The 19,923-nt window shown below is 65.4% G+C and carries 17 protein-coding genes and 2 pseudogenes; 18 read left to right on the top strand and 1 reads right to left on the bottom strand.

Features of this window, described 5'->3' with window-relative positions:
• The 16 genes and pseudogenes from nuoG to Q8M13_RS10035 form a co-directional block, all read left to right on the top strand.
• Window positions 1–2,046 carry an NADH-quinone oxidoreductase subunit NuoG gene (gene nuoG / locus Q8M13_RS10110; protein WP_305299836.1) on the top strand — a complete coding sequence of 682 codons (2,046 nt, stop codon included), beginning with the start codon at window positions 1–3 and terminating at the stop codon, window positions 2,044–2,046.
• A 4-nt stretch (window positions 2,047–2,050) separates the two neighbouring features.
• Window positions 2,051–3,136: an NADH-quinone oxidoreductase subunit NuoH gene (gene nuoH / locus Q8M13_RS10105; protein ID WP_305299835.1), complete on the top strand. Its 1,086-nt coding sequence runs from the start codon at window positions 2,051–2,053 to the stop codon at window positions 3,134–3,136.
• 8 nt (window positions 3,137–3,144) lie between these two features.
• Window positions 3,145–3,339 carry a hypothetical protein gene (locus Q8M13_RS10100; RefSeq protein ID WP_305299834.1) on the top strand — a complete coding sequence of 65 codons (195 nt, stop codon included), beginning with the start codon at window positions 3,145–3,147 and terminating at the stop codon, window positions 3,337–3,339.
• Window positions 3,340–3,346: 7 nt separating this feature from the next.
• Complete coding sequence (nuoI, locus tag Q8M13_RS10095) at window positions 3,347–3,838, top strand: NADH-quinone oxidoreductase subunit NuoI (protein ID WP_305299833.1); 492 nt, start codon at window positions 3,347–3,349, stop codon at window positions 3,836–3,838.
• 97 nt (window positions 3,839–3,935) lie between these two features.
• Complete coding sequence (locus Q8M13_RS10090) at window positions 3,936–4,541, top strand: NADH-quinone oxidoreductase subunit J (protein ID WP_305299832.1); 606 nt, start codon at window positions 3,936–3,938, stop codon at window positions 4,539–4,541.
• Window positions 4,538–4,846 carry an NADH-quinone oxidoreductase subunit NuoK gene (gene nuoK / locus Q8M13_RS10085; protein WP_304809362.1) on the top strand — a complete coding sequence of 103 codons (309 nt, stop codon included), beginning with the start codon at window positions 4,538–4,540 and terminating at the stop codon, window positions 4,844–4,846. The genes Q8M13_RS10090 and nuoK overlap by 4 nt, the downstream gene beginning before the upstream one ends.
• An 11-nt stretch (window positions 4,847–4,857) precedes the next feature.
• The gene (gene nuoL / locus Q8M13_RS10080) at window positions 4,858–6,939 is read left to right on the top strand and encodes an NADH-quinone oxidoreductase subunit L (protein ID WP_305299831.1); all 2,082 of its coding nucleotides are present in this window, start codon (window positions 4,858–4,860) and stop codon (window positions 6,937–6,939) included.
• Window positions 6,940–6,954: 15 nt separating this feature from the next.
• The gene (locus Q8M13_RS10075; RefSeq protein ID WP_305299830.1) at window positions 6,955–8,442 is read left to right on the top strand and encodes an NADH-quinone oxidoreductase subunit M; all 1,488 of its coding nucleotides are present in this window, start codon (window positions 6,955–6,957) and stop codon (window positions 8,440–8,442) included.
• A gap of 16 nt (window positions 8,443–8,458) precedes the next feature.
• Window positions 8,459–9,901 (top strand): NADH-quinone oxidoreductase subunit NuoN, encoded by a 1,443-nt coding sequence (nuoN, locus tag Q8M13_RS10070; RefSeq protein ID WP_305299829.1) that lies wholly within the window; start codon window positions 8,459–8,461, stop codon window positions 9,899–9,901.
• Window positions 9,902–10,642 (top strand): biotin--[acetyl-CoA-carboxylase] ligase, encoded by a 741-nt coding sequence (locus tag Q8M13_RS10065; protein WP_305299828.1) that lies wholly within the window; start codon window positions 9,902–9,904, stop codon window positions 10,640–10,642.
• A gap of 5 nt (window positions 10,643–10,647) precedes the next feature.
• A complete protein-coding gene (locus Q8M13_RS10060) occupies window positions 10,648–11,424 on the top strand; it encodes a type III pantothenate kinase (protein ID WP_305299827.1) in 777 nt (258 codons plus the stop codon).
• Window positions 11,424–13,103, top strand: a complete 1,680-nt coding sequence (locus Q8M13_RS10055) for a ribonuclease J (RefSeq protein ID WP_305299826.1) — start codon at window positions 11,424–11,426, stop codon at window positions 13,101–13,103. Before Q8M13_RS10060 ends, Q8M13_RS10055 begins: the two co-directional genes overlap by 1 nt.
• 57 nt (window positions 13,104–13,160) lie before the next feature.
• On the top strand, window positions 13,161–13,583 hold the full coding sequence (mce, locus tag Q8M13_RS10050; RefSeq protein ID WP_305299824.1) for a methylmalonyl-CoA epimerase: 423 nt from the start codon (window positions 13,161–13,163) through the stop codon (window positions 13,581–13,583).
• Window positions 13,583–13,846 carry a DUF1467 family protein gene (locus Q8M13_RS10045; protein ID WP_305299823.1) on the top strand — a complete coding sequence of 88 codons (264 nt, stop codon included), beginning with the start codon at window positions 13,583–13,585 and terminating at the stop codon, window positions 13,844–13,846. The genes mce and Q8M13_RS10045 overlap by 1 nt, the downstream gene beginning before the upstream one ends.
• A gap of 385 nt (window positions 13,847–14,231) precedes the next feature.
• Window positions 14,232–15,464: a lipoprotein-releasing ABC transporter permease subunit gene (locus tag Q8M13_RS10040; protein ID WP_305299821.1), complete on the top strand. Its 1,233-nt coding sequence runs from the start codon at window positions 14,232–14,234 to the stop codon at window positions 15,462–15,464.
• Window positions 15,457–15,963 (top strand): annotated as a pseudogene (locus tag Q8M13_RS10035) (ABC transporter ATP-binding protein); the annotation flags it as partial. The gene Q8M13_RS10040 and the pseudogene Q8M13_RS10035, both read left to right, overlap by 8 nt.
• Before the next feature lie 93 nt (window positions 15,964–16,056).
• Here Q8M13_RS10035 and Q8M13_RS21025 read toward each other — a convergent pair.
• Window positions 16,057–16,122: pseudogene (locus tag Q8M13_RS21025) on the bottom strand (hypothetical protein); the annotation flags it as partial.
• A 247-nt stretch (window positions 16,123–16,369) separates the two neighbouring features.
• On the opposite strand from Q8M13_RS21025, the gene sidA reads away from it, so the two are divergent.
• Window positions 16,370–16,459, top strand: a complete 90-nt coding sequence (sidA, locus tag Q8M13_RS21020) for a cell division inhibitor SidA (RefSeq protein WP_370653630.1) — start codon at window positions 16,370–16,372, stop codon at window positions 16,457–16,459.
• A gap of 16 nt (window positions 16,460–16,475) precedes the next feature.
• On the top strand, window positions 16,476–19,919 hold the full coding sequence (gene dnaE / locus Q8M13_RS10030) for a DNA polymerase III subunit alpha (protein WP_305299816.1): 3,444 nt from the start codon (window positions 16,476–16,478) through the stop codon (window positions 19,917–19,919).
• Window positions 19,920–19,923 lie beyond the last annotated feature (4 nt).

Genomic DNA, 19,923 nt, shown 5'->3' with positions numbered 1-19,923 from the left:
ATGCCAAAAGCCACAGTCAACGGCGTCGAGGTCGAGTTCGAACCCGGTATGACGGTTCTGCAGGTCGCGGAACTGGCCGGGGAAGAGATCCCGCGCTTCTGCTATCACGAACGTCTCAGCATCGCCGGCAACTGCCGGATGTGCCTGGTCGAGGTGAAGCCTGGTCCGCCGAAGCCGCAAGCTTCGTGCGCGCTGCCGGCCGCCGAAGGCAACGAGATCATCACCAACTCGCCCATGGTCAAGAAGGCGCGGGAAGGGGTTATGGAGTTCCTGCTCATCAACCACCCCCTCGACTGCCCGATCTGCGACCAGGGTGGCGAGTGCGATCTGCAAGATCAGGCCATGGGTTATGGCCGCGACGACAGCCGCTACGCCGACAACAAGCGTGCGGTCGAAGAGAAGTATATGGGGCCGTTGATCAAGACGGTCATGACCCGCTGCATCCAGTGCACACGCTGCGTCCGCTTCATCACCGAAGTGGCAGGCGTGCCGGACATCGGTCTCATCTCTCGCGGCGAAGACGTTGAAATCACGACTTATCTGGACAAGTCGGTCGCATCCGAACTGTCCGCCAATGTGATCGACCTCTGCCCGGTCGGTGCGCTCACCTCCAAGCCCTACGCCTTCAACGCCCGTCCGTGGGAATTGAAGAAGACCGAGAGCGTGGACGTGATGGACGCGCTGGGCTCGTCGATCCGCGTCGACAGCCGCGGCCCGGCCGTGCTGCGGGTGCTGCCGCGCCTGAACGAAGACATCAACGAAGAGTGGATCAGCGACAAGACGCGCTACGCGGTCGATGGTCTCTCGCGCCAGCGCCTGGACCAGCCGTTCCTGCGCAAGGGTGGCCGCTTGCAGCCCGCGACCTGGGCCGAGGCCTTCGACCTGATCGCCTCCAAGGTGAAGGCGACCACGCCCGAGCGCGTCGGCGTCATCGCCGGCGACGTCCAGGACGCCGAATCCATGAAGGCGGCGCTCGACCTGTTCGGCGGCCTTGGGGTTAAGAACCTCGATTGCCGCCAGGACGGCATGGCGCTGGGCGCCGGCCCGCGTGAGAGCTGGCTGCTGAACTCCACCATCGCCGGCATCGAAGAGGCCGACGTCATCCTGCTGGTCGGGACCAACCCGCGCGTCGAGGCTCCGGTGTTTAACGCCCGCCTGCGCAAGCGCTGGCTGGCCGGCGCGCTGCGCGTGGGCGTGATCGGCGAGCAGGCCGACCTGACCTATAGCTACGACTATCTCGGCGCCGGGCCGCAGACCCTCTCGGGCCTCGCGCGCGCCAAGAACGACTTCGTCACCGCCCTGAAGGGCGCCAAAAACCCGGCGATTATCGTCGGCGCCGGCGCTTTGGCGCGGGCTGACGGCGGGGCCGTACTGGCGGCCGCCGCCGTCGCCGCCAAAACCTTCGGCATGACCTGGAACGTGCTGCACTCGGCCGCCGCCCGCGTGGGCGGTCTCGACCTGGGCTTCGTCCCGGGCGTGGGCGGCAAGAGCGCCGGCGAAATGGTGGAGAAGGGCGCGCTCGACGTGCTGTTCCTGCTGGGCGCCGACGAAATCGACGCCAAGGGCTCGGACGCCTTCACGGTCTACCTCGGCACCCATGGCGACGCGGGGGCCCACCTGGCCGACGTGATCCTGCCGGGCGCCGCCTACACCGAGAAGGACGGCATCTACGTCAACACCGAGGGCCGGGTTCAGTTCGGTTATCGCGCGGTGTTCCCGAAGGGACAGGCCAAGGAAGACTGGTCGATCCTGCGGGCGCTGTCCGAACGCCTCGGCGCCAAGCTGCCTTACGACACCCTGGCTCAGCTCCGGGCCAAGTTGTTCGCCGATCACCCAAGCTTCGGCCAGGTCGACTATGTGGCCGGTCCTGCCGGTGCGGCTTCGCTGGACTTCGGGCTGCTGGGTTCCAAGGGCGAGCTCTCCGACGCGCCGTTTGCGAGCGTGGTGAAGGCTTTCCATCTGACCAACCCCATCGCGCGCTCCAGCGTGACGATGGCTGAGTGCGCCGCCGTGGCTTCCGGCGCCGCCAAGATCGCGGCGGAGTAGGGGCATGGACGCTGTCGCCAACACCTTCTGGACCACGCCCGGCGGTTGGACCCTGATCACGGTCGCCCAGATCATGGCCGTGATCCTGCCGCTGCTCGTGGCCCTGGCCTTCTTCATGCTGGCCGACCGCAAGATCTGGGCCGGCGTGCAGATGCGCAAAGGCCCGAACGTGGTCGGGCCCTTCGGCCTGCTCCAGTCCTTCGCCGACTTGATCAAGTTCGTGCTGAAGGAAATCGTCATCCCCGACGGGGCCGACAAGTTCGTCTTCCTGCTGGCTCCGGTGCTGACCTTCACCCTGGCTCTCGTGGGCTGGGCGGTGATCCCCTTCGCGCCGGGCTGGGTGGTCGCCGACATCAATGTGGGCGTGCTGTACCTGTTCGCGATTTCGTCGCTGGGCGTCTACGGCATCATCATGGGCGGCTGGGCTTCGAACTCGAAGTACCCGTTCCTGGGCAGCCTGCGATCTGCCGCGCAGATGGTTTCGTATGAAGTCTCCATCGGCTTCGTGATCGTCACTGTGATCCTGCTGGCCGGGACCATGAACCTGCAGACCATCGTGCAGCAGCAAGCTGGCGGCTTCTGGAACTGGAACGTCTTCGGCGGTCCGGGCCTACAGAACCTGCCGCTCGCCCTGGTGATGATCCCGATGGCGGTGATCTTCTTCATCTCGGCCCTGGCCGAGACCAACCGTCCTCCCTTCGACCTACCGGAAGCGGAGTCGGAGCTGGTGGCCGGCTATCAGGTCGAATACTCGTCCTCGCCGTTCCTGCTGTTCATGATCGGCGAGCTGATCAACATCGTGCTGATGTGCGCGTTGATCTCGCTGCTGTTCTTCGGCGGCTGGCAGGCGCCGATCGACTTCGGCTTCGTCCACACCTGGCCTGACACGGTGCAGAGCTTCTACGGCCTGATGTGGTTCGTGGTGAAGATCTGCTTCTTCTTCTTCCTGATCGCCATGGTGAAGGCCATCGTGCCTCGCTACCGCTACGACCAACTGATGCGCCTGGGGTGGAAGGTCTTCCTGCCGACCTCGCTCGTGGCGGTCATCCTGGTCGCGGCCTGGCGGGTCTTCGGACCGGGCGGCGCATGAAGATCCTGATGTCCAGCCTCCTCCTCATTTCCCTCTCGGCCTGCGCCGGGCCGACCGGCGGACCTGATCCGCTGGGCGGCGTGGCCAGCTACGATGCGCTGAAGAACGCGCGCGCGGCTTGCGTGGCCAAGGGCGGCGAGTTGGTGCGGGACGACCTGAACTCGGGCAAGCGCATGTCCGACTTCGCGTGCAAGAGAAAGTAACCGCGAGATGATGCAGCGGATTTCACAAGCGGTTCGGGGCGCGGCCCTGATGGACTTCGTCGGCGCCTTCGGGCTGGCGATGCAGTACATGATCAAGCCGAAGGCGACCGTGCAGTACCCGCACGAGCGCGGCCCGCAATCGCCGCGTTTCCGTGGCGAGCACGTGTTGCGCCGCTATCCCAACGGCGAAGAGCGTTGCATCGCCTGCAAGCTCTGCGAAGCCATCTGCCCTGCCCAGGCCATCACCATCGAGGCCGAGCCGCGGGACGACGGCAGCCGCCGCACCACCCGCTACGACATCGTCATGGTGAAGTGCATCTACTGCGGCTTGTGCCAGGAGGCCTGCCCGGTGGACGCCATTGTCGAGGGCCCGAACATCGAGTTCGCGGTCGAGACGCGGGAAGAGCTCTACTACGACAAGGAGCGCCTGCTCGCGAACGGCGACCGCTGGGAACGGCAGATCGCTAAGAATCTGGAACTGGACGCGCCCTACCGGTAAGAACCCGGGCGCGATTCCGAGACGAACCATTGTCGTTTTCGCGGGCCTCCGGCCGGCGCAGGCGACTTAAGTAACTAAGGGGCTGAGAAGAGCCGTCATGGCCTTGGCGATCGCATTTTATCTGCTGGCGGCGGTGACCGTAGGCGCCGGGTTCGGGGTGATTTCATCCCGCAACCCCGTGCACTCGGTGCTGTTCCTCATCCTCAGCTTCTTCTCGGCCGCGGGCTTGTTCGTGACCTTGGGGGCCGAGTTCCTCGCAATGCTGCTGGTCGTCGTCTACGTCGGCGCGGTCGCGGTGCTCTTCCTGTTCGTCGTCATGATGTTGGACGTCGACTTCGCCGCCCTGCGACAGGGCTTTGCACGCTACATGCCGCTAGGCGGCCTGGTGGCGGGCATCTTGGCGGTCGAGATGATTGTCGTGGCGAGCGCAGTGGCGACCGAGGGCGCGACCAAGAACGCTCCGATGGTGCATGGCGATGTGTCGAACATCGAGAGCATCGGCCGGGTGCTCTACACCGACTACGTCTACTTCTTCCAAGCCGCGGGGCTGGTGCTGCTGGTGGCCATGATTGGCGCCATCGTGCTGACCCTGCGCCATAAGCCGGGCGTTCGCCGTCAGGTCATCATGGATCAGGTCGCCCGCGAGCCGAAGACCGGCATGCGCATCGTCCAGATCAAGTCGGGCGAGGGGATCGACCAATGAGCATCGGGCTCACCCATTACCTCGCGGTGGCCGCGATCCTGTTCACCATCGGGGTGTTCGGGATCTTCGTGAACCGCAAGAACATCATCGTCATCCTGATGTCGATCGAGCTGATCCTGCTCGCCGTGAACATCAATTTGGTGGCCTTCTCGGTCTATCTTCACAATGTCACGGGGCAGATCTTCGCGATGTTCGTGCTGACCGTGGCGGCCGCTGAAGCCGCCGTCGGCCTCGCCATCCTTGTCACCTTCTTCCGTAACCGCGGCGACATCGCCGTGGACGACGTCTCAGTGATGAAGGGCTGACGGACCTAGACATGACACCGCAGTCTCTCATCACCACCGTGGTCTTCGCGCCGCTGATCGGCGCGATCGTGGCCGGCCTGTTCGGCCGCCGCATCGGGAACATGGCGTCCCAGACCGTGACCACCGGCCTGCTTATCCTGGCCGCCGTCCTCTCGTGGACGATCTTCGCACAGTGGACCTGGGGCGGCCTTGAGCCGTTCACGATCCAACTGCTGCCGTTCATCAATATCGGCGAATTCCAGTCCAACTGGTCGATCCGGCTCGATGGTCTGTCGGCCGTCATGTTGGTGGTCGTGACCAGCGTCTCCTGCCTCGTCCACGTCTATTCGTGGGGCTACATGGCCGAGGACGACAGCAAGCCGCGGTTCTTCGCCTATCTGTCGTTGTTCACCTTCGCCATGCTGGCGCTGGTGACCGCCGCCGACTTCATGCAGCTGTTCTTCGGCTGGGAAGGCGTGGGCCTGGCGAGCTACCTGCTGATCGGCTTCTGGTTCAAGAAGCCCACCGCCAACGCCGCCTCGATCAAGGCCTTCGTGGTCAACCGCGTCGGCGATTTCGGCTTCGCGCTCGGCATCATGACCGTCTTCTGGATGTTCGGCACGATCCAGTTCGCCGAGATCTTCCCGAAGGTTCCCGAGTTCGCCAATCAGGGCTGGTGGTTCGCCGGTTCCTACTGGCACGCGGTGGACCTGGCCTGCGCGCTGCTGTTCGTCGGCGCCATGGGCAAGTCGGCCCAGTTCTTCCTGCACACCTGGCTGCCGGACGCGATGGAGGGCCCGACTCCGGTTTCGGCCCTGATCCACGCCGCGACCATGGTGACCGCGGGCGTCTACATGGTCTGCTTGCTCTCGCCCATGTTCGAGTACGCGCCCTACACCAAGCAGATCGTCACCCTGATCGGCGCCGTCACGGCCCTGTTCGCGGCCACGGTTGGCCTGGCGCAGAATGACATCAAGCGGGTCATCGCCTATTCGACTTGCTCGCAGCTCGGCTACATGTTCTTCGCCGCTGGCGTAGGCGCCTATCAGGCGGCGATGTTCCACCTGTTCACCCATGCCTTCTTCAAAGCCCTGCTGTTCCTCGGCGCCGGCTCCGTGATCCACGGCATGCACCACGAACAGGACATGCGGAAGATGGGCGGCCTGTGGAAGTACCTGCCGATCACTTACGTGGTCATGACCATCGGCACCCTGGCGATCACCGGCTTCGGCATCCCGAGCCTGCACCTGGGCTTCGCCGGCTTCTACTCGAAGGACACCATCATCGAGAGCGCCTTCGCGGCGGGCCAGCAGTTCGGCGGCGTCGCGTACTTCGCCTTCGTAATCAGCCTGTTCGCGGCCGGCCTGACGGCGTTCTACTCCTGGCGCTTGGCCTTCATGACCTTCCACGGCACGCCGAAGTGGGCTCATGACGATCATGGTCACGATCACGGCCATGCGGCCGACGATCACGCCAGCTCGGCGCAGATCGAGAGCCATGACGAGCCGCTGCCGAACGGTCACGACGACCATGGCCACGGCCATGATCACAAGCCGCACGAGAGCCCCTGGATCATGCTCGTTCCGCTGATCCTGCTCGCCTTTGGCGCGGTGGCGGCCGGCTATGTCTTCGTCGACCACTTCGTGGGCGAGGGCTGGAAGGACTTCTGGCGCGGCGCGATCTTCAATGGCGCGGACAACCACATCTTGGAGCACGCTCACCATTCCCCGACCTGGGTGAAGTGGGCGCCGCTAGCGGTGTCGGCGGTCGGCTTCGGGATCGCCTACTACGTCTACATCATGCGCGAGGGCCTCGGCGCGGCGCTCGCAGCTCGGAAGGGGCCGCTCTGGACCTTCCTCTACAACAAGTGGTTCTTCGACGAACTCTATGAGGCGACCTTCGTGCGTGCTGCCAAGTTCCTGGGCGACCTGTTCTGGAAGGGTGGCGACCAGAAGATCATCGACGGCCTGGGCCCCGATGGTGTGTCGGCTCTGTCCTACAAGCTGGGGCGGCGAGCTGGCCGTCTTCAGAGTGGGTACGTCTACCACTATGCGTTCGTGATGCTGCTCGGCGTGGCGGGACTGTTGTCCTACGCGCTCTGGGCCTGGGCTTAAGGGGAGGGCGATCCAATGACCGGCATTCTCTCCCTCATCACCTACTCGCCGCTGATCGGCGTCGCGGCGATCCTGCTGCTGCAGGCGCTCCGTCCGGCTGACGATCCCAAGACCATCAACGCGGTCAAGTGGATCACCCTGGTCACGACGCTGGCGACCCTGGCGCTCTCCGTCCTGCTGGTGGCCCAATACGACCCCGCCAATCCTGGCTTCCAGTTCGTGGAAGACCACGCCTGGTTCGCGGGCCTGCACTACCGCATGGGCGTCGACGGGATTTCGATCCTGTTCGTCCTGCTGACCGCCTTCCTGCTGCCGATCTGCATCGCGGCCTCGTGGAACACCATCGAGAAGCGGGTGCCGGCCTATATGGTCTGTTTCCTGGTCCTCGAGACCCTGGTGATCGGCGTGTTCTGCGCGCTGGACCTGGTGCTGTTCTACCTGTTCTTCGAATTCGGCCTGGTGCCGATGTTCCTGATCATCGGCATCTGGGGCGGCAAGCGGCGGGTCTACGCGGCCTACAAGTTCTTCCTCTACACTCTGCTGGGCTCCGTCCTGATGCTGGCGGCGATCCTGTTCATGATCGGCTCCAGCGGGACCAGCTCGATCCCGGAACTGATGACCTACAGCTTCGCGCCGGAGGTGCAGACCTGGCTCTGGCTGGCGTTCTTCGCCTCGTTCGCGGTGAAGATGCCGATGTGGCCGGTGCACACCTGGCTGCCCGACGCCCACGTTGAGGCGCCGACGGCCGGTTCGGTGATCCTGGCGGGCATCCTGCTGAAGATGGGCGGCTACGGCTTCCTCCGCTTCAGCCTGCCGATGTTCCCCCAGGCCTCGGACTACTTCGCGCCGCTGGTCTTCGCTCTGTCGGTCATCGCGATCGTGTACACCTCGCTGGTCGCCTTCCGTCAGACCGACATCAAGAAGCTGATCGCCTATTCGTCGGTCGCTCACATGGGCTTCGTGACCATGGGGATCTTCGCCGGCAACGCCCTGGGCGTGCAGGGCGCGATCTTCCAGATGTTGAGCCACGGGGTGATCTCCGGCGCGCTCTTCCTCTGCGTCGGCGTTGTCTATGACCGGATGCATACCCGCGAGATCGCCTTCTACGGCGGGCTGGTGAACCGGATGCCTTGGTACGCGGCGACCTTCATGCTCTTCACCATGGGCAATGTCGGTTTGCCGGGCACGTCGGGCTTCGTCGGCGAAATCACCACCATGGTCGGGGTCTATGAGATCTCCACCTGGACCGCGGTCGTGGCCGCCACCGGCGTCATCTTCTCGGCCGTCTACGCCCTGAGCCTCTATCGTCGGGTCATCTTCGGCGAGATCACCAACCCGGCGTTGGCTGACATCACCGACCTCGACTGGCGTGAGGTGGCGATCTTCGCCCCGCTGATCGCCATGACCCTGTACCTCGGCGTCTATCCGGCCGCCGTCTTCGATCTGACCCAAGCCTCGGTCGACAACCTCGCCGCGGTCTACCGCGCGGCCATCGGCGGGTGAGGGGACCTGTAAAGTCATGATCTTGTCAAACGACCTCGCTCTCGCCGTTCCCGAACTGATCCTAGCGATCTCGGCGCTTGGCCTCCTCGTCGTCGGCGCTTTCGCGCCGCGGCAGACGGGCGCCTTGGCCCTGGCCGCCATGGGCGCTCTGGCGCTGGCGGCCTGGGCCGCCGCCGTCGGTCCGATCGGCCGCGGCTTCTCTGGAGGCATGATCTCCGACCAGGCTTCCGCCTTCGCGAAGGTGGCGATCTACATCGCCAGCGCCGTGGCCATCCCGCTCGGCCAGAAGTGGTTCGAGCGGAAGGCGATCCGGAACTTCGAATTCCCGATCCTGATCCTGCTCGCCGCGCTGGGCATGGGCATGATGGCCTCTGCCGGCGACCTGATCTCGCTTTATATCGGCGTCGAACTGCACTCTCTGGCGCTTTACGTCCTGGCCGCGATGCACCGCGAGGACGCCAAGGCCTCGGAGGCTGGTCTGAAGTACTTCGTGCTCGGCGCCCTGTCCTCGGGCCTGCTGCTCTATGGCTCGTCGCTGATCTACGGCTTCGCCGGCTCGACCAAGTTCGACGACATCGCCGTGGCGGTGCAGGCGGGCGCGGGCACCGGGGTTCTGTTCGGCCTGGTGTTCCTGATCTGCGGCTTGGCCTTTAAGGTCTCCGCCGCGCCGTTCCACATGTGGACGCCGGACGTCTACGAAGGCGCGCCGACCCCGGTCGTGGCGTTCTTCGCGGGCGCGCCGAAGCTGGCGGCCATGGTGCTGCTGGCACGCGTGCTGTCGGAAGGCTTCGCCGGCGCCGCCGATCAATGGCGCCAGGTTCTGGTGCTGATCGCGCTGCTGTCGATCTTCGTCGGCGCCTTCGTCGGCCTCGCCCAAACCAATCTGAAGCGCCTGTGGGCCTATTCCTCGATCGCCAATATCGGCTACGCGGTGCTCGGCCTCGCGGCCGGCAACGCCGAGGGCATGCAGGCCATGCTGGTCTTCATGGTGCTCTATATGGTCGACGTGACCGGCTTCTTCGCCTGCCTCACCGCGCTGTCGCGCGAGGGCCGTCCGATGGAGACGATCGACGACATGGCGGGCCTGTTCAAGGAACGTCCGGCGATCGCCCTGGCGATGTCGGTGTTCTCGCTGTCGGCTTTGGGCCTGCCGCCGTTCTCCGGCTTCTGGGCGAAGTTCTACGTCTTCAAGGCCGCCATCAATGTCGGCGACCCGATGATCCAGATCGCGGCCGTGCTCGGCCTGGTCGGCAGCGTTGTGGCGGCGTTCTACTATCTGCGGCTGATCAAGGTGATGTGGTTCGACCCCGCGCCGAGCGGCACCGACGCCATTCCGGGCGAGGCCAAGGCCGTCGCCATCGGTGCGGCGCTGTTCTCCTTCCCGGTCGTGCTGGGTGCGCTGGTCTTCCTTGACCCGCTGGCCAAGGCGGCGGCGGCCGCGTTCGGGCTCGCCTCCTAGGTGGGCGTCCACCCGCCGATCGAAGCCTACGACGAACTGGACTCCACCAACGCCGAGGCGCGTCGTCGCGCCGAGGCGGGGGAGGGCGGTCCGGTCTGGATCACGGCGGCGCGGCAAACGGCGGGACGCGGGCGACGGGGACGCGCCTGGTCGACCAACACCGGCAATCTCGCCGCTACCCTGCTCTTCACGACGGCCAAGCCGGCCGGCGAGGCGGCGCAGTTGTCGTTCGTGGCGGCGCTGGCCGCCGCCGAACTGGCCGACACCTGCCTCGGCCACGGCGCGGCGCGTCTCAAATGGCCGAACGACGTGCTGGTCTATGGCCGCAAGGCGGTCGGGATACTGATCGAATCCGGCGCGCGACCCGACGGGACGCTGTGGATGGCGGTCGGAATCGGCATCAATCTGGCTCATGCCCCGCAGGACGTCGAACGTCCGGCCACGGCCTTCGCCGAGCATATGGCGGTCCCGCCCCCCGCGCCGCTCGACGCCCTTGAAGTCCTGGCCGGCAGCTTCGAGCGTTGGCGAGCGGCGTGGGAGCGGGAGGGATTTGGCCCCATCGCCGCGGCCTGGACATCCTACGCCCATGGTTTGGGCCAACCCTGTGAGGCGCGGTTGCCGAACCAGACGCACCGGGGCGTGGCCGAGGGATTAGATGCTGACGGCGCCCTGCGTCTTCGGCTCGATGACGGCGCGGTCCTGAGGATCACCGCCGGCGACATCTTCTTTGGGGAGGCTTGAACCCGATGCTTCTGGCGATCGAACAGGGCAACACCAACACGCTCTTCGCGGTCCACGACGGCGAAAGCTGGATCGCTCAGTGGCGGGCGGCGACCGACGCCAGCCGCACGGCCGACGAATATGCGGTCTGGCTGTCGCAGCTGCTGAACATGGCCGGGCTGCAGTTCGGGGTGCTCACGGCCTGCATCATCTCCAGCGTCGTCCCGCAGTCGATCTTCAACCTGCGCAACCTGGCCAGACGCTATCTGCACGTCGAGCCGCTGGTGATCGGCGAGAACGCCGACCTGGGGATCGAGGTTCGGATCGACAAGCCCTCAGAAGCCGGGGCTGACCGGCTGGTCAACGCCCTGGGCGCGCACATCGTCTATCCGGGCGACCTGATCGTCATCGACTCCGGGACGGCCACTACCTTCGACGTCATCGCTGCGGACGGGGGGTTCGAAGGGGGGGTGATTGCGCCCGGGATCAACCTATCTATGGAGGCGTTGCACTCGGCGGCGGCGAAACTGCCCCGGGTCGCGATCCAGAAGCCCCAGCGTGTGGTCGGCAAGGATACGGTCGGCGCCATGCAGTCGGGGGTGTTCTGGGGCTATGTGGCCCTGATCGAGGGGCTGATCGCCCGGATCAAGGCTGAGCGTGAGGCTCCGATGACCGTCGTCGCCACGGGCGGCGTGGCTTCGCTGTTCCACGGGGCCACCACGGCCATCGATCACTTCGACCCGGATCTGACGATCCGCGGTCTTCTCGAGATTCATCGCCGGAACGCGGCGACAAGGACGTAATGAAAGCAAAAGACCAAGACGAACTCGTTTTTCTGCCGCTCGGCGGCTCGAACGAGATCGGCATGAACTTCAATCTCTACGGCTACGGCCCGCCGCATGCGCGCAAGTGGATCGTAGTCGATCTGGGCGTCACCTTCGGCGACCAGACGACACCGGGCGTGGAGATCATCCTGCCCGACCCGGAATTCATCCGCGAACACGCCAAGGACATCCTTGGCATCGTGCTGACGCACGCGCACGAGGATCACATCGGCGCTGTGGCGTGGCTGTGGCCGCAACTGCGCGCGCCGCTCTATGCGACGCCGTTCACCGCCTTCCTGCTGCGCGAGAAGCTGCGTGAGAACGAGGACTGCGCCGACGCTCAGATCACCGAGGTGCCGCTCGGCGGCAAGGTGACGCTCGGCCCGTTCGAGATCGACCTGATCACCCTGACCCACTCGATCCCCGAGCCGAACGGCTTGGCGATCCGCACGCCGCTGGGCACGATCCTGCACACCGGCGACTGGAAGATCGATCCGGATCCGGTGCTGGGCTCGACAACCGATGAGGCGGCGATCGTCAAGTTGGGCGACGAGGGCGTTCTGGCCATGGTCTGCGACTCCACGAACGTCTTCGTGGACGGCGAGGCTGGATCCGAAGCCGACGTGCGCGACGCGCTGGCCGACCTGATCTCCGGGCTCCGAGGCAAGGTCGCGGTGGCCTGCTTCGCCTCCAACGTCGCGCGGATGGACAGCGTGATCCGGGCCGCCGAGGCGGCCGGTCGTCGCGTTTGCCTGGTTGGACGCTCGATGCACCGGATGGCGGCGGCGGCGAAGTCCGTTGGCCTGTTCGTGGGCATCAAGGACTTCCTGACAGACCAGCAGGCCGGGGCTGCGCCCGACAACGAGGTGCTGTTCCTCTGCACCGGCAGCCAGGGCGAGGCGCGCGCCGCCTTGTCGCGGATCGCCGACGGCACCCACCAGCATGTGAAGCTGGGCGCGGGCGATTCCTGCGTGTTCTCCTCGCGGGTTATTCCGGGCAACGAGATCCCGATCCGCAACCTGCAGAACCGCCTCGCCGACCGCGGCGTGCGGCTCTACACCGAGCGCGATCACCCCGGTATCCACGTCTCCGGCCACCCGTGCCGCGACGAGCTGGCGCGGATGTATCACTGGGCGCGGCCGCAGATCGCGGTGCCGACCCATGGCGAACGCCGCCACTTGCTCGAGCACGCCGCCTTCGCCAAGGACCTGCAGGTCCCGCAGACCGTGGCTCCGCGCAACGGCGACATGGTCCGCCTCGCGCCCGGCCGGGCTGAGATCATCGACGAGGTTCCGGCCGGCCGCATCTATGTCGACGCCGGTGTCCTGACGCCGGAGAACGGCGACGCCCTGCGCGAGCGCCGTCATGCGGCCTTCAATGGCGTGCTGGCGGTGTCGGTCGTACTCGATGGGCGCGGCAAGATCGTCTCGGGTCCCCTGGTCCGCGCGCTCGGCCTGCCGGCCGATGACGACTATCCGATGGACGAGGTGCTGGACGATCTGGCGGGCGAGGCCCAGCAGGCGTTCGGCCGTTTGAAGGGCGACCAGCGCGATATCGACAGCGAGGTCGAGACCGCCCTCTCGCGCGCCGTCAAGAAGGCCAGCCAGCGCGTCTGGGGCCGCCGCCCCGTGGTCGAGACGACCGTGCTGCGGGTCTAGAGGCAGGCGCCGTTACGTGATCTCGCGTACGGTGATGGAGAGGTCTATACCCAGGTCATGATCGGAAGATTGAACCATGTCGGGGTCGCGACCCCCTCCATCGCCGAGTCCGTGAAGCTGTATTGCGACGTGCTGGGCGCCATCAACATCACCGAAACCAAGGCGATGCCGGAGCAGGGCGTCTATGTCTGCTTCGTGGACCTGCCCAACAGCCAGATCGAGCTGATCGAACCGCTGGGTGACGATTCGCCGCTCGTCGGGTTCCTTGCGAAGAACCCGGCCGGCGGGCAACACCACGTCTGTTTCGAGGTGGCCGACATTATCGCGGCCCGCGACGACATGCGGGCCAAGGGCGCGACGGTGCTAGGTACGGGCGAGCCACGGATCGGCGCGCACGGCACGCCGGTGATCTTCGTCCATCCGAAGAACATGGGCGGGGTCCTCGTTGAACTGATGGAAGCCCCTAAGGAAGCGCACTGATGACGGTTTTCACTGGGATCGCGATCTACTTCACCATCTGGTGGACCGTGCTGTTCTCGATCCTGCCGCTGGGCGTGACGAGCCATGCCGAAGCGGGCATCGACCCCGGCGACGGCGGCGATCCCGGCGCACCGGTGGACCCCAAGCTCAAGCGCAAGTTCATGACCACCACCATGATCGCCACCGTGCTGTGGGTGATCCTGGCCCTGGTGCTGCATTTCAAGCTGATCCAACTGCCCGACGTGCCGCGTAGCTGGCGCTAGGCGCCCAAGGCTGCGGCGGCTCGCTCAAGTTTTGAGCGGCCGGAGGTTTCGCTGGGCGGCTTCGTCGAAAGCGGCGCTGCACCCAATGTAACTCACGTTACTTGTGGTGACAGACACGGGCGGCCTTCGGGGCGCCGGTGGCGTTTTCCCCGAACTTGGAGGCCGTCCAAAGGTTGGGCGGCCTTCTTTTCGCTCAGCTTCATTGCCAAGCTCGCGAACCAATGGCTATCAGAGCCGTTCAAGCAGCTCATTGGGGCTCTTCCTACCATATGCGCTTTTCCAGATTTCTGACGCCGCTCGCTGGCGGGGCGGTCCCCGCGTGAGCGTCCAGGCGACCAATGGGGCTTCCGGACGGGCGCCTCCCTTCGGCCAATGGGAACGCTCGGTGGCCGCGCGCTACCTGCGGGCCAAGCGCAGCCAGGGCGGCGTGGCGCTGATCTCGGTGATTTCCTTCATCGGCATCATGCTGGCCGTGGCGGTCCTGATCATCGTCATGAGCGTGATGAACGGCTTCCGGGCCGAATTGCTGTCGCGCATCCTGGGCTTCAGCGGTCACCTTTATGTCGCCGGCGGCGTGCTGAACTCGCCTGACCGCGACATGGTGGTGAAGAAGATCGCCGACCTGCCCGGCGTCATCCAGGTCACCCCCGTGGTCGAGGCCCAGGCCATGGCGCTCGGCAACGGCCAGATCAGCGGCGCCATCGTGCGCGGCATCACGCTGTCTGACCTGAAGGCCACCAAGATCGTATCCGGCAACATCACGCGTGGCACCATGGCGGGGTTCGGCGAGGGTGAGTACGGCGGCGAAATGATCATGGTCGGGGATCGCCTGGCCCAGACGCTGGGAGTCGGCCCTGGCGACGAGCTTAGCCTTGTCTCGCCGACCGGCGGGGCGACTGCGTTCGGCGCAACCCCGCTGCGCAAGACCTACACCATCGCCGGCACCTTCACGGTCGGGATGAGCGAATACGACCAGGCGTTCATCTACATGCCGCTGGAACAGGCCCAACTGTTCTTCGGGCGGGACACCGGGGTCGACTACCTGGAGATCAAGCTCCAGGACCCCGACAAGGCCATCGCCATGAAGGCGGACGTGGCGCGGGTCGCCGGGCCGGGCGCCTTGCTCACCGACTGGACCGAGAAGAACTCGGCCTATTGGGGCGCGCTGAAGGTCGAGCGGAACGTGATGCGCCTGATCCTGATGATGCTGGTGGCGATCGCGGCCATGAACATCATTTCTGGCCTGGTCATGCTGGTGAAGAACAAGGGCCGCGACATCGCCATCCTGCGCACCATGGGGGCGGGGCAGGGCTCCATCCTGCGGATCTTCTTCATGGCCGGCGCATCGGTCGGTGTTCTGGGCACCTTGGCCGGCCTGCTGATCGGCTCGCTGTTCTGCATCTTCATCGGTGAGATCCAGCAGTTCGTGGAGTTCGTCACCGGTGCGGAGGTCTTCAACTCCGACATCTATTTCCTCACCCGCATCCCAGCCAAGATCGACTGGCAGGAGGTTGGGGTGATCACCTTCTGGGCGCTGACCATGTCGTTCCTGGCGACCTTGCCGCCGGCCTGGCGCGCCTCGCGTCTCGATCCGGTGGAGGCGCTTCGCTATGAGTGATCCTGTCCTTTCGATCCGTGGTCTCAGCCGCACCTATAAGAGCGGCGACAAGACCCTGACTGTCCTGAACGGCGTTGATCTGGACGTTAAGCCCGGCGAGATCGTCGGGCTGATCGGCCCTTCTGGTTCGGGCAAGTCCTCGCTGCTTCACGCCGCGGGTCTGCTTGAGCATCCTGACGCCGGCCAGATCATCATCGAGGGGCGGGACTGCTCCGATCTCAGCGACCGCCAGCGCACACGGGTGCGGCTGGCCACCATCGGCTTCGTCTATCAGGCCCACCATCTGCTGGCCGAGTTCACGGCCCTCGACAATGTCGCCCTGCCGCAGATGATCGCCGGACGCTCGCGCAAGGCGGCCCGGGCGCGGGCCGACGAGCTGCTGTCGAGCCTTGGCCTGGCTGAACGCGTCAACCACCAGCCGGCCCAGATGTCGGGCGGCGAGCAGCAACGCGTTGCGATCGCGCGAGCCCTGGCCAACTCGCCGCGTTTGCTGCTGGCGGACGAGCCGACCGGCAACCTTGATCCGAACACGTCGGGCGCGGTGTTTGAAAGCCTCTACGAGCTTGCCCGCAGCCAGGGTGTGGCCGCGCTGGTCGCGACCCACAATCTGGAGCTTGCCCGGCACATGGACCGGGTCGTGGCGCTGAAGGACGGGCATCTAGAGCCGCAGACGCTCTAGGTGTGGACCATCTGATACGCCGCGTTCGTCGCTGCGCGACGCCCCTCAGCTGACCTCTTCCCAGGGAGAGGTTCGGAGAGGGGGAGGCGTCGTCGCGCCACAGGCCCCTTCAACGAACCTCCCAGCGTACAAATCCATCCTCATAATTATCCACAAGACCGCTTGACGGATGAGAACAAAACAAGAATAAGAACGAACCAAGAACTTCCACAAGAGAGTGCTGATCATGGTTCGTCTAGCTCGGGAATCGCTGGCCTTTATGTCGGTCGCCGGCTTTGTGTGGATGATGTGTATGGTCGCTCAGTTGGCGGCTTAGCAGCGGGGGTTTGGCGGTGAGCGATGCGGTGAACGACGGCTTCGTCCACCTGCGGGTCCGCTCCGCCTATTCGCTGCTGGAAGGTGCGATCAAGGCCGACAAGGTCAGCAGTCTGGCGGCGGCGGCGGGAATGCCGGCCGTGGCCCTGGTGGACCGGGCCAATCTGTTCGGCGCGCTTGAATTTTCTGTCTACAGCAAGGACGCGGGGGTTCAGCCGATCGTCGGCTGCGCGCTCCCGGTCACTGGGATCGGCGGCGGCCAAACCGAACGCTGGGCCAAGGTTCCGACCATTGTTCTGCTGGCCCAAAGCGAGCAGGGCTATCTCAATCTCAGCGTCCTTTCCTCCTATTGCTACCTTGAGGCCGATGGCAGCGAGGACGTTTCGGTCCCCTGGCAAAAGGTGGTCGAACACAACGAAGGTTTGATCCTGCTTTCGGGCGGGGTCGATGGACCGGTCGATCCGCTGCTGGCCGCTGGCAAGATCCCGGAAGGCAAGGCGGCGCTAGCTGAAATGGCGCGCGTGTTCGGCGACCGGTTCTATGTCGAGCTACAGCGCCATGGCCTGCCGTCGCAGGCGGCGGCCGAGGGCGAACTCGTCGCCTTCGCCTACGACCACGATGTTCCGCTGGTCGCGACCAACGACATCTATTTCGCCAAGCAGGAGATGTACGCCGCTCACGAGGCGCTGCTGTGCATCGCCGACGGCGCTTTCATCATGCAGGACGAGCGTCGGCGGGTGACGCCGGAACATTGGTTCAAGCCGGCCGCCGACATGCGGGCCTTGTTCGCCGATCTGCCGGAAGCCTGCGACAACACGCTCGATATCGCCCGCCGCTGCGCCTTCATGGTCAAGAAGCGCGACCCCATCCTGCCGCGCTTCGACACGGCAGGCGGTCGCTCCGAGGCCGACGAATTGGCTTATCAGGCGCGCGAGGGGTTGAAGGCTCGCATCGCGCGCGGCCAGGCCAGCGCCTTCCCGCCGGAGGAATACGAGGCGCGGCTGGAGCGGGAGATCGGGGTCATCTCCAATATGGGGTTCCCCGGTTACTTCCTGATCGTGTCGGACTTCATCAAGTGGGCGAAGGATCACGACATTCCGGTCGGGCCGGGGCGGGGCTCCGGGGCTGGTTCGCTGGTCGCCTATTCGCTGACCATCACCGACCTTGATCCATTGCGCTACGGCCTGCTGTTCGAGCGGTTCCTGAACCCCGAGCGGGTGTCCATGCCCGACTTCGACATCGATTTCTGCCAGGAGCGGCGGGAAGAGGTGATCTCCTACGTGCAGCAGCACTACGGCCGCGACCGCGTGGCCCAGATCATCACCTTCGGTACGCTCCAGGCCCGCGCCGTCCTGCGCGACGTCGGCCGGGTGCTGCAGTTGCCGCTAGGCCTGGTCGACCGGCTGGCCAAGATGGTGCCGGCCAATCCGGCCAATCCGGTGACCTTGGCCAAGGCCATCGAGATCGAGCCGCGCCTGAAACAGGCCAAGAAGGATGACGAAGCGGTTTCCCAGCTGCTGGACGTCGCCCTGCAGTTGGAAGGCCTCTATCGGAACGCCTCGACCCACGCCGCCGGCGTGGTGATCAGCGACCGGCCGCTGACCGAGCTGACGCCGCTCTATCGCGATCCGCGCTCGGAGCTGCCGGCGACCCAGTTCAACATGAAGTGGGTCGAGAGCGCCGGGCTGGTGAAGTTCGACTTCCTGGGTCTGAAGACCCTGACCGTCATCGACCGGGCGCTGAAGTTCCTGAAGAAGCGCGGTGAGATCGTGGACTTCGCGACCCTGCCGCTCGACGACGCGCCGGCCTACGAGGTGATGTCCAGCGGCGGCACCGTGGGGGTGTTCCAGCTTGAAGGGCAAGGGATGCGCGACACCCTGCGGCAGCTTCGCCCGGGGTCCATCGAGGACGTCACCGCGGTCGTTTCGCTCTATCGGCCAGGCCCGATGGACAACATCCCGGCCTTCATCGACTGCAAGTTTGGTCGTCGTGAGATCGACTATCTGCATCCGACCCTTGAGCCGGTGCTGAAGGAGACCTACGGGATCATCGTCTACCAGGAACAGGTGATGCAGATCGCCCAGATCCTGGCGGGCTATTCGCTCGGCGAAGCCGACCTTCTGCGCCGGGCGATGGGCAAGAAGAAGAAGGAGGAGATGGACCTCCAGCGGGCCCGTTTCGTGTCCGGTGCGTCCGAGAAAGGCGTGCCCGCCGAGCAGGCCGGGTCGATCTTCGATCTCGTCGACAAGTTCGCCGGCTACGGCTTCAACAAGAGCCACGCGGCCGCCTACGCCTATGTGTCGTATCAAACCGCCTGGCTGAAGGCGAACGCGCCGGTCGAGTTCTTCGCGGCCTCGATGAGCCTCGACATCTCCAACACCGACAAGCTGGCGGTGTTCTACCAGGACGCCAAGCGCTTCAAGGTGAAGGTCCGCAGTCCCGACGTGAACCGCTCGGGCGCGGACTTTGAGGTCGAGAACGGCGAGGTTCTCTATGCGCTCGGCGGGATCCGCAATGTCGGCCTCCAGGCGATGGAACACGTGGTGGCGGTCCGCAACGAAGGCGGCCCGTTCAAGGACATCTTCGACTTTGTCGAGCGGGTGGACCCCAAGCAGGTCAACAAGCGCGCGTTCGAGACGCTGGCGCGGGCAGGGGCGTTCGACTCCATCCATCCCAATCGCGCGCAAGTCTTTGGGGCCGCTGACTTCCTGGTCGCCTACGGCCAGTCGGTCGCCGCGCAACGGAACTCAGACCAGCAAGACTTTTTCGCGGCTGGCGACTTCCAAGTCGAAGCCCAGAAAAAGAAGATGCCGAAGAGCGATCCGTGGACCCCGGTCCAGCGGCTCGACGAGGAACTGGCGGCGGTTGGCTTCTATCTGTCGGGGCACCCGCTGGACGACATGGTCGAGGCGCTGCGTCGTCGCCGGACCGACCTGCTGGCCGAAGTGATCCCTAAGGCCGAGGCCGGCGCCGAGGCGTTCCGGATGGCCGGGGTCGTGCGTCGCAAGCAGGAACGCGCCTCGCAGTCGAGCGGGGAGAAATTCGCCTTCGTCACCTTGTCGGACCCGACCGGTGAGTACGAGGTGCTGTTCCCGCCGGAGTCGCTGCGCAAGTGCCGCGACATGCTAGAGCCCGGAATGGCGGTCTCCCTGAAGGTGCGGGCCAAGGCTCGCGACGGCGAGGTGCGGTTCTTTGGCGATGATTGCGAGCCGGTCGACAAGGCGATCGAGAATGCGGTCGCCGCGCTAAGAGTTCACTTGGTCCCGCGCAGCACCGAGATCGAGGCGATCAAGAAGCGGCTGGGCGTCGCCAATCCACGCGGGGGCGAGATCATTCTGGTGGCCGCCATCGAAGGCGGGCGCGAGGTGGAGATGAAGCTGCCTGGACGCTTCACACTGGATGGCGCGGTGCGCGGAGCATTGAAGACCTCGCCCGGCGTCTCGTTCGTCGAAGACCTCTAGGCCG

The organism is Phenylobacterium sp., assembly GCF_030681155.1.
Taxonomy (GTDB): Bacteria; Pseudomonadota; Alphaproteobacteria; order Caulobacterales; family Caulobacteraceae; genus Phenylobacterium.
The sequence above is the reverse complement of the archived record's forward strand: the minus strand, read 5'-3'. Positions and strand labels throughout refer to the sequence as shown.